Below are 14,940 nucleotides of genomic sequence, written 5' to 3' on the forward strand. Positions count from 1 at the left end.
CCGCATCAACTTCTCCAGCCGCGCGATCTTGCCGCCTTCGCCGGTTGCAGGATCTTTGCGCCGCGCTGGGCCGCATCCGCGACCAGGCCTTCGAGACGCGCATAATGCCGGTCCGAGATGATCGAGGTGTAGTCCTTGTTGGCGGGATCGGTGCCGAACATGCGCCGCATCTGGGCACGCACTTTTTCGGCGAAGACCTGCAACGAGCGCTCCGGCACCAGCACGTAATCAGGCGCGATGCAGGTCTGCCCGGCATTGAGCAGCTTGCCATAGGCGATGCGCTCGGCGACTTCCTCGAGGTCGGCGGAGGCGTCGATGATGGCAGGCGACTTGCCGCCGAGCTCGAGCGTGACAGGCGTCAGGTTGCGCCCCGCGGCCTCCGCGACCAGCCGCCCGACCCGGGTCGAGCCGGTGAACACGAGGTGATCGAACGGCAGGCGCGCAAAGGCCTCTGCGATCTCCCGTTCGACACTGGTGACCAGCACTTCCGTGGCATCGAACCTCTGCCCGACCGTCTCCCTCAGCAGGCCTGCGAAATGCGGCGTGAGCTCGCTCGGCTTGATGAGGACGCGATTGCCGGCGGCGAGCGCGCCGATCGAGGGCGCGAGGGTGAGCTGGAGCGGATAATTCCAGGGCGCGATGATGCCGACGACGCCGAGCGGCTGCGGCATCAGCCGGTTGCGCGCCGGCAGGAACTGCAGCGCGGTGGCGACCCGCTGCGGCGCCATCCAGCTTTTCAGGTGCTTGGTGGCATGCCGGATCTCGGAGAACAGCAGCATCGTCTCGGCGATGGTGGTCTCGACCGCCGAGCGGTGGCCGAAATCGGCCGAGATCGCCTGCCGGAAACGCTCTTCATTGTCGGCGACAACGCTGCGCAGCCGCGCCAGCCGGTCGAGCCGCTCGGCAAGCCGGCCGGCGCGTCCCGCGATCGCGCGACCATGGCGCGGAGGCCTCCTCGAGCCCCCGCAGCGGGGCGCTCGTCAGGGATTTGTCCACGGGCGATCCTCCCTCAGCCGGCGCTTTGGCCTTAATCTTGTTGCCGCAAGCTGGTCCTTTGTGGAACTTCTGGCAAGGGCACAGGAAATCGGTCCATTCGCCTGTCATAAACTCGAAAAAAACGTTCCCGCAGCCCTTTCCAAAGGCAGCTTGGGTTGGTACATACGCCCCGCACCCGACGGGCTTTGCCCGGGGTTGCCTTCCAAGGAAGCCTTTGGGACGGAAGAGGAAAGCCACGCGAACAGCGCCGGCCTCAACCGACCGTCCCCGGGATCTGACTGAAGGCGTGCAAGTGTTTAACGCGGGGTGGAGCAGCCCGGTAGCTCGTCAGGCTCATAACCTGAAGGTCATAGGTTCAAATCCTATCCCCGCAACCAAATTCGGATCGACCGGATCTGATATGAAAATGGCCCGCATGATGCGGGCCATTTTTGTTTTGTGATCGTGCGTGCAGCGCCCCGCGCAGAGCATGACGGGCCAGCGCTCCACGGGCGTGCATGCCGCGCGCGAGTGCTTGTTCGGCCGAAACAGCACGGCATGATTGAAGGAACCCGGTATCGATCCGCGCGTCGTCATTGTTGCCCGCGCCATCCGGCGCTCGCTTTCCGGCTGTCTGTCATTCGGAAAGGCTGGTCCAATGAAGTTTAGGGATTTCGACGCCGCCGATGTGCAGGCGGAGGAAGCGGGGATTTTCATCCGTTGGGCCGGTTCGGGACCGGCGCTTCTTCTGTTGCACGGATTTCCGCAGACGCATCTGATGTGGCGAGACGTTGCGCCGCTGCTCGCTGAGCAATTTACCGTGGTCTGCGCCGACCTTCGCGGATATGGGCGCAGCGCGTGTCCGCCCTCAGGCCCCGACCACGCGCCATATTCGAAACGGACGATGGCAAAGGACATGGCGTCCATCATGACGAAGCTTGGCTTCGACCGCTTCTCGGTTGCCGGCCATGATCGCGGTGGCCGTGTCGCCTATCGGCTCGCGCTCGACCATGGCGACCGCGTGGAGCGGCTCGCCGTCCTCGACGTCGTTCCGATCGCCGATGCCTGGGAGCGCGCCGACAAGAAACTGGCGGTCGGCTATTGGCCCTGGTCGTTGCTTGCGCAGCCTGAACCTCTCCCTGAGCGGCTGTTGTCCGCAGCTCCCGACGCCGTCGTCGACAATGCCCTCCATGGCTGGGGGTCGGCAGCAGGTAGCTTCAGTCCGGCGGTCCGCGCGGCCTATGTCGAGGCGCTGCGCGATGAGGCGCATGTTCACGCGATCTGCGAGGAATATCGCGCGGCGGCGACGATCGATCACGAGCACGATCTGGCGGATCGCAATTCCGGCCGCCTAATTGATTGCCCTGTCCTGGTCCTCTGGAGTGGCCGCGGCCCGTTGAACGCGTGGTACGCGAGCGAGGGCGGCCCCTTGGGGCTGTGGCGGACCTGGGCCGACGACGTGCAAGGAAAGCCGCTCGATGGAGGACACTTCTTCCCCGAGGAGTTTCCGCGGCAGACTGCAGACGAATTGGCCCGGTTTTTCGGCAGGCGGTAGCAGTGATGAACTGCCCGCCGTGGGCCGCCGCGGCGGTCAGCGCAGACCGAGGCCTCGCTGCCAGCGCCTCGAAGCGGACGCCAACATCGTTAGCATCCGCTTCTCCGAGCTTGGCGGATGATCAGGATCTGTGCGGGCAGACCATCGTCAAGTTGAGCAGCGTCGGCTTGTCCGAGCCCTTCTTGTACTCCCACTCCAGCCGGATTTCGTGCCGGTGGGCATAGGCATCGCTGGCCGCGTGGGTGATGATCTTCGTCTTCATCGGGATCGGCGGCTCGCTGTTGAAGCACTTCCGGACGCAGGCATCGAGCAGATCGCATCGCGTCAGCGGGAGGACGCCGGGCTCGTCCCTGGACAGCGGGACCGTGTTCGGCTGGGTGCTGAGGTCGAGACGAGCCCGGCCCTTCTCCTTGTGCCAATATTTGGCGCTTCCCTGCGGCCACGTCGAAGGCGGGTTTAGGATCAGGTGGTACTGGCCGTATTCCAGGGTCGGCAGGTCGATGTCTTCAGATGCCTTGAGCTTGGCAACGCTCTTCTTCATGTTTGCCAGCGGATAGTAATTGGCGTTCATCAAATCTCGAAATGCCTTGCCGCTATATACCAGTCCGGCCATCGCCTCTTTCCTCGATATGTCTGTTTGTCAAAAACTGTAGCGTCTGGCCGCAAATACGCCACGCGGTGGCCGACCACACAATTTGTTGTGTGCGGGCACGCTACCACCCACGCCTGTATTTCGTCCAGAGAGCCGCTGTCCGGTGACATCGCGTATCCCGCAAGCCCAATTGCCATGCATCTCCCCATGGGTAATGTACGCCGAACGTCTCGCGGGTGTTGGTGCGAGGACTGCAGAGGCAGTTGTTTGAAGGCGCTGGAATGCATTGCTTCGCATGTCAGTCGGCGATCGGTCCGGGCGACAGCTGGTGCTCCAAATGCGGAGCGGCCGTCCGTCAACGCGTCGATCCCGACAGCGAACGACGGTTCGTGACAATACTGCGCGCCGACGTCGTCGACTCCACGGGTCTCGTTGCCGAGCTGGAGCCGGAGGCGGCGGTGTCGCGACTCGAGCCGGCGCTTGCGGCCATGCGAGGCGCGGTGCGCCAGTTCGGCGGCATCGTCAGCAAGGAGCTGGGCGACGGGTTGGCCGCGGTGTTCGGGGCCCCGATCGCCGACGACAATCATGCGCCGCTGGCCTGCCACGCGGCCATCGAGCTTGTCCGGCGCGTTGGCAGCCTGGGCGATCCAGGACTTCAGGTCCGGGTCGGCCTCCACTCCGGCCATGTAGTGGCCTACATGGTCTCCAGCGAATTTTCCAAGGTCTACGAGATCGGCGGCGCCGCTCAGCATCTGGCCGCAAGGCTGGAAGCGGCGGCCGAAGCGAACCAGATTTGCGTCTCCGAGGCCTGTCAGCAACTCGCGGACGGCCACGTCCGTTTCGAGTTCCTGGGCCGCAAGGCGCTCCGCGGTTTTGCCGAGCCGATGCCGGTGTACCGGGTCATGGGCGCGAGCGATCTGTCGAGCTGGCGGGTCCGGCGCGCGCGCAGTGTTTCCCGGTTCGTCGACCGCACGACAGAGCGGGCCTTGTTGCGGCGCGCAGCGGAGAGGGTCAGCGGCAGCCGGCAGACGGTTCTTCTGACGGGTGACGCTGGTATTGGCAAGTCGCGGCTGGCGCATGAGTTCGCGCAGGATCTTCGGGCCGGCGGCTGGCGGCTGGTCGATGCCGAGTGCAGCCCGAATCTCCAGGGTGCACCGTACAGCACCCTCAAGCGCCTGTTGCAGTCGATCCTCGATGGGGCTGCGAGAGATCAAGCCAGGAACGACGACCCTAGAGACGCGATGCCGTGGGTGCAGCAGCGGGCGATCGACGCGGTCCTGGACCTGCCTGTTTCCGATCCACAATGGGACGAATTGGAGCCTCACGCGCGCGGACGCGCGATTTCAGAGGCAAGCTGCGCAATCGTCGAAAGCATCACCCGTCACCAGCCTACGATCCTTCTGATCGAAGATCTGCATTGGATCGATCGGGCCAGCGATACGGTTGTGGCCACTCTTTCCGCGCTGCAAAGCCCCGGTTTGCTCGTGCTTCTGACGACGCGGCCCAATGGGATACCGGTCTGGATCGCGCGCTGCCACGCAGAGATCGTGGCGATGCAGCCGCTCGACGACGATTCGGGCCTGGCCATGCTCGCCGAAATGCTCGGCCCTGCCACGACGCACGCAGACCTGAAGAACCGGATCATCTCCCATACGGCCAACGTGCCGTTGTTCATCGAGGAGGTCTGCCGCAGTCTGAAGGACAACGGCCTGCTCCTTGGCCAGTGGGGCGACCTTTCCCTTGCACGTCCTGTGGACGAGCTCGGCATCCCCAGCAGTATTCAGGGTGTGATCGCGGCGCGGCTGGATCGCGTGTCACGACAGGAACGCTCGCTTCTCCAGATCGCCGCAGCGCTTGGACCCCGAACAAACCAGGCCATATTGCGGAGAGTCGCAGCCTTGCCGGAAGACGTCTTGCAGGATTGCCTCACCGCGCTCGATCGGGCCGAACTGCTCGTCAGGATCGACAGTGAGTTGGAAGATTCGCTCGAATTTCGGCACGAAATGGTCAGGCAGGTGACCTACGATTCGATGGTCGAAAAGGTGCGCGAAAGCATCCACACCAACATACTCGCAGCTCTCGAGGACGATGAGGCATGGTCCGATGGCCCGGACGCGCTCTGCTATCACGCGACGCGGGCGAAGGATTGGCAGAAGGCGTTTCACCATGGCCGGAGCGCCGCTCGAAAATGTCTGGCCCGCTCAGCCTATGCCGACGCGGTCGATTATTTCGAGATCGCGATGGGATCTCTCGACAAGACCCCCGTGACGGACGCGCGAGAGGCGGACGCCATCGACCTTCGGATGGAGGCGCGTTTGGCCTTCGCCGGATCCGGTCGCGTCGCCGAGGCCCTGGATCTGGGTAGGGAGGCCGAACGGCGAGCCGATGCGATCAATGACATTGGACGCAAGGTCGCCGCCATGACGATGAGGGCGGGCGCGCAGAACTTCTATGGAACGCCGGTCGAAGCTGTTGTGATCGGCGAAGACGTCGTGCATCTGGCAGAAAACTCGGGCAATCCCGGCTGGCGTAGTCTAGCGCAATATAGTCTCGGACAGGCCTATTTTCTTTCCGGCCGCTACCAAAGCGCTGGGAAGATGCTGGCCACGGCCCGCGTCCATCTTGCGGGTTCGGCGGCGAGTGCCCCGATCGGTACGACCCCCCGATCTCTTCTCCTGCTTTGCTGCATGATGAACAGCATCACCCACACCGTCATGGGTGAGCTCGATGCTGCCGAGCAGCTCCAGCGCGAGGCTTTCGCCATCGCCGAGGAGACAAGCCGTCCCTACGACCGCGTCGCCGCCGCCTACAGCGGCGGCTGGCTGAAGCTCGGCCGCAACGATCCGGCGGCGGGCGCCGCGATCCTCGAAGACGGCTTTGTTCTTGCGCAGAAGCACGGCATCCGCCTGTTCGTGCCGGTGCTCGGCTGCCACCTCGGCAACGCCTATCTGGAGCAGGGATTGTTCGACCGGGCGCGCGGCATGCTGGCTGAGGCGCGCGAGGAGGCGAAGGCGGTCGGCTATACCTCGGCGGTGCTGCGCAGCTCGATCTACCTTGCGCTCGCGACCTCCCGCCTCGGCGACTTCAGGGCCGCGCAGAACATGCTGCGCGAGGCCCGCGATACGGCGCGGCAGCAGGGATTTTCGGGCCTCGAGGCCGAGGCCCTGTTCGGGGAGGCCGTGGTGACGCCTCCCTCGCGCGAGGCGAACAAGGCTGCGATCCTTGCCGCTCTGCGCGCGACGATTGCGATCGCCTCCGAAAGCGGCGCGCAGCCGCTCCAGAGCAAGGCCGAGGCGATGCTGGCCGGGATGCTGGCGCGAGGCGGCGAGCTGACCTGACTCTGCCCCGCGAGGGTCAGCGATGACATCGCCCGGCCGATATCGGCCTCACTTCACCAGCGGACAGCCGCCATCCTTCAGTGGCCGAAACGCCTGGTCGGCGGGCACCTCGGCGAGCAGCTTGTAGTAATCCCACGGCCCCTTCGATTCCTCCGGCTTCTTCACCTGGAACAGGTACATGCTGTGCACCATGCGGCCGTCCTCGCGCAGGGTGCCGTTGTCGGTGAAGGCGTCGCGCACCGGCAGTTCGCGCATCTTCGCCATCACCGTCTTGGTGTCCCTGGTGCCGGCAGCCTGCACGGCCTTGAGATAGTGCAGCGTCGCGCTGTAGGTCGCCGCCTGGTTCATGGTCGGCATCCGCTTGACGCGCTCGAGGAAGCGCTTGCCGAAGGCGCGGGTCTTGTCGTTGAGATCCCAGTAATAGGCCTCGGTGATGATCAGGCCTTGCGCGAGCTTCAGGCCCAGGCTGTGCACGTCGGAGATGAACATCACGATCGCGGCCAGGTTCTGGCCACCGGCGACGATGCCGAACTCGCCGGCCTGCTTGATCGCGTTAATGGTGTCGCCGCCGCCGTTGGCGAGGCCAATGATCTTGGCCTTGGAGGCCTGGGCCTGGAGCAGGAACGAGGAGAAATCCGCCGTGTTGAGCGGATGCTTGACGCTGCCCAGCACCTTGCCGCCCGCAGCCTTCACGACGTCGCCGGTGTCGCGCTCGACCGAATGGCCGAACACATAGTCCGCGGTGAGGAAGAACCAGGTGTCGCCGCCGTTCTTGACGATGGCGCTGCCGACGGTGTGGGCGTTGGCGTAGGTGTCGTAGGTCCAATGCGCGGTGTAGGGCGAGCAGGATTTTCCCGTGATGTCGGAGCTGGCCGCATCCGTCACGATCATGATCTTCTCGTATTGCTTCGACAACTCCATCACGGCAAGCGCGGTCGCTGACGTCGGAAGGTCGATGATCATATCGACGCCCTCGGTCTCCCACCATTTGCGGGCGATGGTGGAGGCGACGTCGGGCTTGTTGAGCACGTCGGCCGAGACCATGTCGATCGGCTTGCCGAACATCTGGCCGCCGAAGTCCTCGATCGCCATTTTGGTCGCCTCGACATTCCCCATGCCGCCAATGTCGGAATAGACCGAGGAGAAGTCCGAGAGGACGCCGATCTTGAGCGGCGCCTGCTGGGCGGAAGCGGGGATGATCAGGGCAGCCGACAGCAAGCCGGCCGCAGACGCGAGTGCTGCGATAGGTCTCATGGATACGTTTCCTCTTGAGCGGGACTATTCTGTCCCTTTGTCCGACAAAGTTAGAGCTCGGTTCCTGAGGAGTCAATTTGTTGCGTACAAGGCCTAATTGTCGCAGTTTGACGCGACGTCGGGCCGGTTCTATGCTTTGTCCGACAATCGCCATTGGAGGCCGATTTGCCTGTCGCGCCGCTCTTCCGACCGATCGATGTCGCGCCGGCCTATCAGAAGGTCGCCGACGCCATCGAACGTGAGATCGTCAACGGCCGCATCAAGCCGGGCGATCCCATCGGCACCGAGCATGATTTGGTCCGCCAGTTCGGCGTCAATCGCTCGACCATCCGCGAGGGCATCCGTGTGCTGGAGGAGGGCGGGCTGATCCGACGCGATTCCTCGCGGCGTCTGCACGCCTGTCTGCCGCGCTACAGCAAGCTCGCTAGCCGTCTCAGCCGCGCGCTGGTTCTGCATGAGGTCACCTTCCGCGAACTCTACGAGGCCTCCATGACACTGGAGGTCGCCGGCATCGAGGGCGCGGTGGAGCGCGCGAGCGACGAGAATCTCGCCGAGCTCGACGATAACCTCGTGCGCAGCGAGGCCGTGGTCGGCGATCCCGCGAGGCTGGCCGAATGCGACGCCGAATTCCACGTTCTGGTCGCCAAGGCCTCGCAGAACCGGGTGCTCCAGCTCGCGCGTGAGCCCGCAGCACAATTGTTCTATCCGACCACCGAGATGATCGTGACCGGTGTCGCCGAAGGCGGTCCGCGCCTCGTCGCGGCGCACCGCCATCTCATCGACGCAATCCGCCGCCGCGACCGCGAGGCCGGCGTGCTCTGGACGCGCCGGCATTTGCAGGACTGGCGCCGCGGCTTCGAGAAGATCGCTTCGCTCGATCGTTCGGTCGAGCACATGTACATGGAGCACGCGCAGGCGGCCCGGCGCAGATAGCGCAAACAAACAAGACGCAAGATATCAAGCAATAAAACGAGCAAACAAAGACATCACACGGAGGGACACATGACCGGCGACACCGCAGCCACCATCTCGAAAGCCCGCGAGCATTCCATCGGCGACCTCCTGCGCCGTTCCGCGGGGCGAGAGCCCAACAAGCTTGCGGTGAGCTGCGGCGACGTGAGCTGGACCTTCGCCGAGATGGACGCGATCTGCAACCGGCTCGGCCGCGGCCTGCTCGGCCTCGGCGTCAAGAAGGGTGACCGCATCGCGGTACTCTCGCGCAATTCGCACGCCTTCGCCGCGCTGCGTTTTGCGGTGGCGCGGATCGGCGCGGTGTTGGTGCCGATCAACTTCATGCTCAATCCGGACGAGATCAGTTTCATCCTGAAGAGCTCCGGGGCAAAATTGCTCGCGACCGGTCCCGATTTCGTCGAGCCCGCACGCGCAGCCAGCGCCAGGGATTGCGCGGTCGAGAAGATGATCTGGCTGCCAGGCGAGGATCCTGCGTCCGCGCCCGCGGGCCTCACCACCTTCGACGATCTCTTGCATGCCGACGGCGCATTCCTGGATGCGTCGGTCGACAGCCGCGATCTGGCTCAGATCGTCTACACCAGCGGCACGGAATCGCTGCCCAAGGGCGCGATGCTGACCCATGAAGCCGTGATGTGGCAGTATGTCAGCTGCATCATCGATGGCGGCATGAGCGTGGAGGACAAATTCCTGCACGCTATGCCGCTTTATCACTGCGCCCAGCTCGACGTCTTCCTGGGGCCGCAAATCTATCTCGGCGCCTCCGGCGTCATCACGGGCAAGCCGACCGCCGACAACATCCTGACGCTGATTCAGGCGCATAAAATCAGCTCCTTCTTCGCGCCACCGACGATCTGGATCGCGATGCTGCGTTCGCCGAACTTCGACAAGACCGATCTATCGACCCTGCAGAAAGGTTATTACGGCGCGTCGATCATGCCGGTGGAGGTGCTGCTCGAGCTTCAGCGCCGCCTGCCCAACGTCAAGTTCTGGAATTTCTACGGCCAGACCGAGATCGCGCCGCTCGCGACCGTGCTGCGGCCGGAGGACCAGCTGCGCAAGGCAGGCTCGGCGGGCAAGCCCGTGCTCAATGTCGAGACGCGCGTGGTCAACACTTCGATGGAGGACGTCAAGGTCGGTGAGGTCGGCGAGATCGTGCACCGCTCGCCGCATCTATTGTCCGGCTATTACAACGATCCCGAGAAGACCGCGGCCGCGTTCTCCGGCGGCTGGTTTCACTCGGGTGATCTCGCCACCGTCGACGAGGAGGGCCACATCACTGTGGTCGATCGCGTCAAGGACATGATCAAGACCGGGGGCGAGAACGTCGCGAGCCGCGAGGTCGAGGAGATGGTCTACCGCATCCCCGCAGTCTCCGAGGTCGCCGTCGTCGGCCTGCCCGATCCGCGCTGGATCGAGGCGGTCACCGCCATCGTCGTCGTCAAGAGCGGTGAAAAGCTGGACGAGGACGCCGTCATCAAGCACTGCGCCGGCCAGATGGCGCACTTCAAGGTGCCCAAGCGCGTCATTTTCGTCGATGCCTTGCCGAAGAATCCGAGCGGCAAGCTGCTCAAGCGCGAGCTGCGCCAGCGATTCGTCGGCGGCGAGACGCTGGACAAGGCGATCCAGAAGAATTTTGGGACGTAGAACCCGGCGGCGTTCGGCAGCGTCGCGTCTAGGTTGGCTAGTCGGCGTCGCCGGCCAGCTTCCTGACGTCGTCGGGCGTCTGTCCGAAGCGGCGGCGAAACGCGCGATGAAAGTAGGAGACGTCGTGGAAACCCGCGAGATGCGCGATCTCGATGATCTTGCGGGTGCGCATGGCAGGATTTCGAAGCAGCCGATCGGCGCGTAGCAAGCGCTGCTCCAGCACGAAGCCGCTATAGGTGATGCCGCCCTGCTCGAACAGCAGCTGGATCGTGCGTGGGCTGACCCGGTGCGTGGCTGACAGGACGGTGAGAGACAGTGCGGGGTTGTCCAACTGCGCCAGGATGTCGGATTTGAGGATCTCGAGACGCGCTGCGGCAAGGCCGCGCGTCCGAGCTTCCTCGGCGACATCGCCGCGGGCTCCGATCATCAGCACCGATAAATCGAACAAATGCTGCGAGACCGCGTCGAGTTCCGCGGGCGCGAGCTTGTCGGCATAAGCATGCGCGAGATCGTAATATCGCAGGAACATCGACGTGATCGGGTTGGCGCCAGGGATCGACTGCGCGATCAGGTCCTCGGCATTCGGGCAGACGCGCAGCAGCGCCTTACGCGGCAGCAGCGCGGTCCGGAAATTACCGTTCCCGGTCTGCGTGATATAGGCGCCCTTGATTGAGGGGTCCCCGATTGTGACGTCGCCCGCCGCGATCTCCAGCGGGCGCTTTCCCATGGTCCCGCTCAACGCCGAATTGGGCGACGTCGTAATCACCAATTCGTCGTTCGTCCCCAACGACACGAAAGATATCGGCGAGCCGAACGAGGCCGAGAGTCTGATGCGGGGAAGAATGGCCGGCGCAATGGTCCGGTGGACTCGCCCTTCCCCGACCGGCACGAAATCGACGTTCGCCACCTGACGGCAAAACTGCTCGCGCCATCTTTCATAGGCCGGGCCATTCGGGTCGCCGTCAAAGGAGAGTTGAGGCTGGATCATCGATCGGGAGGAGCAGGTTTATTGGCGATTGCGGCAGGTTGTATCGTCATGCCGCTGCGCCGCAACGGCAAAAGCGGGGAATTGCGTGATAAGCCACTCGCGATGACGCGCTGAGACCGCGACGAGGTGCCGCAGCCAGTGTGCCCGGAACGCAACAGGCGCCGCCGCTGTCTTTCACTTCACACCATTCGCGAGTGCGTCCCTCGCGGCGAACGAGACCGGCTCCCGCCTACGTCGCCGCCGTGGACATCGGTGACGGCGATGAAGCTCAATACTTCTTCACTGTCGCCCCGAACGCGAACCACAGCGCCATCGATGCGAGCCCGAAGCCGCCGAGCAGCAGGAAGGTCGGACCGTAGCCGATCCATTGCGCGATCCAGCCGCCGAGCGCGGGACTGAGGCTGGCGCCGACACCCTGCACCGTGATCACGGCGCCCTGGCCGAGATTGATGCGGCCAGTGCCGTTGAGCGCCCGCGCCACCATGCCGGGAACGGCAACGGTTTGCAGCCCCGTGCCGATGCCGTCGAGCACCTGCATCGGCACGACGCCCCACCATCCCGTAACGAAGAAGGCGAGCACGCCGCGAATGGGCAGGAACATGAAGGAGACCAGGATGATCGGCCAGTAATTGCGCTTGCTCGCGGCCTTCATCGCGATCAGCGACGTCACGACCATCACGCCTTGTGCAATGACCACGGTGGTCGCGACGAAGCTCGGGCCGTTGGCCTGTCCCTCGGCGACCGCCGCAAGCCCGTAGAGCGGAACGATCGCGGCATTGCCGAGGTGGAATAGCGCGAGCGCGAGCGCCAGAACCAGCAGCGCCCGGTGCTTGAGCAGCATCGTCATCGCATCCGGCGGAGCCTTGGAGTCATCCTCCTTGCTGCCGCGCGCGGCCCGGTCATCGATTGCCTTGGCCGGGATCATCATCACGCAGGCGATCGCGATGGCGCCGAACAGGGCCGCCAGCATGAACACGGCGACATAGCCGTATTTGTAGCCGAGATAGCCCGACAGCGCGGCGCCGACCATGTTGCCGGCGTGGTTGTACGCCTGGTTGCGGCCGTTGAGTGCGTTGAAGCCCTTCTGCTTGGCGATGCCCAGCGTGATGCCCGTCACCGCCGGCACGATTGCGGCGCTCGCCAGCGATTGCGCGACTTGCGAGAACGTCACCGCCCAGAAATTTTGCGAGATCAGGATGATGGCGGAGGCGAGAACGACGCAGATGCCGGGAATGACGACCCACATCCGCTTGTTGCGGCTGGCATCGATGAAGCCGCCGATCGGCGTCGTGATCAGCATGCCCGCGACATTGCCGATCGTCAGCGCGGTGCCGATCAGCCCGGTCGCCCAGCCGCGCTCCTGGAGGAATACGCCGACGAACGGACCGATGCCCGACTGCATGTCGGCCATGAAGAAGTTGAGCGCGAACAGGGGCCAAAGGCGGGCCGGAGAGGGGGATCGCGATGTCATCGATACCTAGACATACTCTTCGTGTGTCGTGATCCTCTTGGCCAATCGTTCTGGCGTTGATCTGAACGTAACGGGCGCTCGCCGCGTTGGTTCCAGTCACCCCTTGCGGCTCATCGAACTTGCTGAACGCTCGTTCGCAATGTCATCCTGCGGCCTTCCCACGGAGCTCGAGTCATGCCTCTCTGGACCTGCGAAACCTGCGGCGCGCAATTTCCGAACGGCGGAAATCCGCCCGCCTCCTGCCTGATTTGCGAGGACGAGCGGCAGTTCGTGAACTGGAAAGGGCAGAGCTTCCTCACGCGCGAGGAGCTCATGCGGGGGCACCGACTGGTGGGCCGCGACGATCTCGGCCTCACCGGGATCAGCCTGGAGCCGAGCTTCGCCATCGGGCAGCGCGCGCTGCTGGTGCCTCAAGGCGATGGATGCGTGATGTGGGATTGCGTTCCGCTGGCAACCGATGAAGCCATCCAACACGTTGCAGCACTCGGCGGACTGAAGGCGATCGCGATCTCGCATCCGCACTACTACGGCGCGGTCGCCGACTGGAGCGATACCTTTGGCGGCGTGCCGGTCTATCTGCATGCCGACGATCGCGCCTTCGTCACGCGGCCGCATCCCTCGATCGTGCACTGGACCGGCGAAAGCCACCGCATCTCCGACGATGTGCTGCTGCTGCGCACCGGCGGTCATTTCGCCGGTGCCACCATGCTGCACGCTGCGCGCGGTGCGGACGGCAAGGGCGCGCTGCTCACCGGCGACATCGCTCAGGTGACGATGGACCGCCGCTTCGTCAGCTTCATGTACTCCTACCCCAACTACATGCCGCTCAATGCCGCCGCGGTGCGGCGGATCGCGGCCGCAGTCGAGCCGCTCGCCTTCGATCGCATCTATGGCGCCTGGTGGGGGCGCAACATTGCCAGTGGGGCCAAGGCCGCCTTCGCAGCATCGGTGGAGCGCTATATCGCCGCCATCGCGTAAGCGGGCGGTTCGTTGATTTATCTTGTCGGTCCAAAATAACTGTACTAAAAGTACAGTTATTGAGCGCGACGCAGCGGCGCGTCCGCGGGCTCGGCATGATCGATGCAATCGCCGCCTCAGCGGCGCATTCTGGGCCGCGAGCGGGAGTTCGGTTCATGACGGCGCACTACGACATCTTCGAAGCCGGCGACGTCACCCTCCAGTCCGGGGCCGTCTTCTCCGCGCTGAAGCTTGCTTACAAGACCTACGGCACGCTGAGCCCGGCCAAGGACAACGTCATCCTTTATCCGACGTCGTTCAGCGCGCAGCATTTTGACACCGAGTGGCTGATTGGCCCGGACGGCGTGCTCGATCCCACGCGCTACTTCATCATCATCCCGAACCTGTTCGGCAACGGTCTGTCGTCCTCGCCGTCGAATACCGCGGCGCCGTTCCCGGAGGTGACCTATCACGATGCGGTCGCGGTCCAGCACCGGCTCCTCACCGAACGCTTCGGCATCGCAAAGCTTGCCCTCGTCTACGGCTGGTCGATGGGCGGCATGCAGGCCTTTCACTGGGCGGCGCTGCATCCCGATATGGTCGCGCGCGCGGCCGTGGTCTGCGGCAGTGCGCGTTGCGCGCCCTACAATTACGTCTTCCTGGAAAGCGTGAAGGCCGCGCTCACCGCCGATCCCGCCTTCCGCGACGGCCGCTTCGCCGAGAAGCCCGTCGCCGGCTACCGCGCCATGGGGCGCGTCTATGCCGGCTGGGCGATGTCGCACGGCTTCTATCGCGACGAGCTCTGGCGCGAGGCCGGCTTCAGCTCGCTGGAGGACTATCTCGTCCGTACCTGGGATGCGACCTTTGCCCGGCGCGATGCCAATGATCTGCTGGCGCAGATCGGAATCTGGCAGCGCGGCGACATCAGTCGCTGTGGGGCATTCGGCGGCAATCTCGACCGCGCGCTGGCGGCGATCAAGGCGCACATGCTGCTGATGCCGGGCGCGACCGATCGCTATTTCGATGTCCGCGACAACGAGGACGAACTCGGCCGGCTGACCAACGCGAAATCGGCCGTGCTGCATCCGATCCCGTCGTTGCACGGCCATCGCGCCGGCAACCCCGTTGGCAATCCGCGCGACCAGGCCTTCATCAAGGCCGAGGTCGCAGCCCTTCTCGGCAAGTGACAGGGCA

General features: G+C 64.4%; 11 protein-coding genes, 1 tRNA gene and 1 pseudogene. 8 read left to right on the plus strand and 5 right to left on the minus strand.

Annotated features, from left to right (window positions below; all coding sequences use genetic code 11):
• Window positions 1-32: 32 nt before the first annotated feature.
• A pseudogene (locus IVB26_RS04225) lies at window positions 33-996 on the minus strand (aldehyde dehydrogenase family protein); the annotation flags it as partial.
• A gap of 300 nt (window positions 997-1,296) precedes the next feature.
• On the opposite strand from IVB26_RS04225, the gene IVB26_RS04230 reads away from it, so the two are divergent.
• Window positions 1,297-1,373 (plus strand) — tRNA-Met (locus IVB26_RS04230).
• Window positions 1,374-1,633: 260 nt separating this feature from the next.
• Complete coding sequence (locus IVB26_RS04235) at window positions 1,634-2,530, plus strand: alpha/beta fold hydrolase (protein ID WP_247970713.1); 897 nt, start codon at window positions 1,634-1,636, stop codon at window positions 2,528-2,530.
• Window positions 2,531-2,651: 121 nt separating this feature from the next.
• Here the strand turns inward: IVB26_RS04235 and IVB26_RS04240 are convergent, their stop codons facing one another.
• Window positions 2,652-3,143 (minus strand): hypothetical protein, encoded by a 492-nt coding sequence (locus IVB26_RS04240; protein ID WP_247970714.1) that lies wholly within the window; start codon window positions 3,141-3,143, stop codon window positions 2,652-2,654.
• 260 nt (window positions 3,144-3,403) lie between these two features.
• Between IVB26_RS04240 and IVB26_RS04245 the strand changes: the two genes are divergently transcribed.
• The gene (locus IVB26_RS04245) at window positions 3,404-6,460 is read left to right on the plus strand and encodes an ATP-binding protein (RefSeq protein ID WP_247970715.1); all 3,057 of its coding nucleotides are present in this window, start codon (window positions 3,404-3,406) and stop codon (window positions 6,458-6,460) included.
• A gap of 48 nt (window positions 6,461-6,508) precedes the next feature.
• Here IVB26_RS04245 and IVB26_RS04250 read toward each other — a convergent pair whose 3' ends face one another.
• Complete coding sequence (locus IVB26_RS04250) at window positions 6,509-7,714, minus strand: ABC transporter substrate-binding protein (protein ID WP_247970716.1); 1,206 nt, start codon at window positions 7,712-7,714, stop codon at window positions 6,509-6,511.
• Window positions 7,715-7,879: 165 nt separating this feature from the next.
• On the opposite strand from IVB26_RS04250, the gene IVB26_RS04255 reads away from it, so the two are divergent.
• Both IVB26_RS04255 and IVB26_RS04260 read left to right on the plus strand, forming a co-directional pair.
• Complete coding sequence (locus IVB26_RS04255; RefSeq protein WP_247970717.1) at window positions 7,880-8,647, plus strand: FadR/GntR family transcriptional regulator; 768 nt, start codon at window positions 7,880-7,882, stop codon at window positions 8,645-8,647.
• Between the two features lie 69 nt (window positions 8,648-8,716).
• A complete protein-coding gene (locus IVB26_RS04260; RefSeq protein WP_247970718.1) occupies window positions 8,717-10,330 on the plus strand; it encodes an acyl-CoA synthetase in 1,614 nt (537 codons plus the stop codon).
• Window positions 10,331-10,367: 37 nt separating this feature from the next.
• Here the strand turns inward: IVB26_RS04260 and IVB26_RS04265 are convergent, their stop codons facing one another.
• On the minus strand, window positions 10,368-11,057 hold the full coding sequence (locus IVB26_RS04265; protein ID WP_247970719.1) for an AraC family transcriptional regulator: 690 nt from the start codon (window positions 11,055-11,057) through the stop codon (window positions 10,368-10,370).
• 135 nt (window positions 11,058-11,192) lie between these two features.
• Between IVB26_RS04265 and IVB26_RS04270 the strand changes: the two genes are divergently transcribed.
• Complete coding sequence (locus tag IVB26_RS04270) at window positions 11,193-11,432, plus strand: hypothetical protein (protein ID WP_247970720.1); 240 nt, start codon at window positions 11,193-11,195, stop codon at window positions 11,430-11,432.
• A gap of 154 nt (window positions 11,433-11,586) precedes the next feature.
• Here IVB26_RS04270 and IVB26_RS04275 read toward each other — a convergent pair whose 3' ends face one another.
• A complete protein-coding gene (locus IVB26_RS04275; RefSeq protein ID WP_247970721.1) occupies window positions 11,587-12,789 on the minus strand; it encodes an MFS transporter in 1,203 nt (400 codons plus the stop codon).
• A gap of 174 nt (window positions 12,790-12,963) precedes the next feature.
• Here IVB26_RS04275 and IVB26_RS04280 point away from each other — a divergent pair, with 174 nt between their 5' ends.
• Window positions 12,964-13,767: an MBL fold metallo-hydrolase gene (locus tag IVB26_RS04280; protein WP_247970722.1), complete on the plus strand. Its 804-nt coding sequence runs from the start codon at window positions 12,964-12,966 to the stop codon at window positions 13,765-13,767.
• Window positions 13,768-13,922: 155 nt separating this feature from the next.
• A complete protein-coding gene (locus tag IVB26_RS04285; RefSeq protein ID WP_247970723.1) occupies window positions 13,923-14,933 on the plus strand; it encodes an alpha/beta fold hydrolase in 1,011 nt (336 codons plus the stop codon).
• Window positions 14,934-14,940 lie beyond the last annotated feature (7 nt).

It is taken from the genome of Bradyrhizobium sp. 195, from assembly GCF_023101665.1.
In the GTDB taxonomy this organism is placed as follows: domain Bacteria; phylum Pseudomonadota; class Alphaproteobacteria; order Rhizobiales; family Xanthobacteraceae; genus Bradyrhizobium.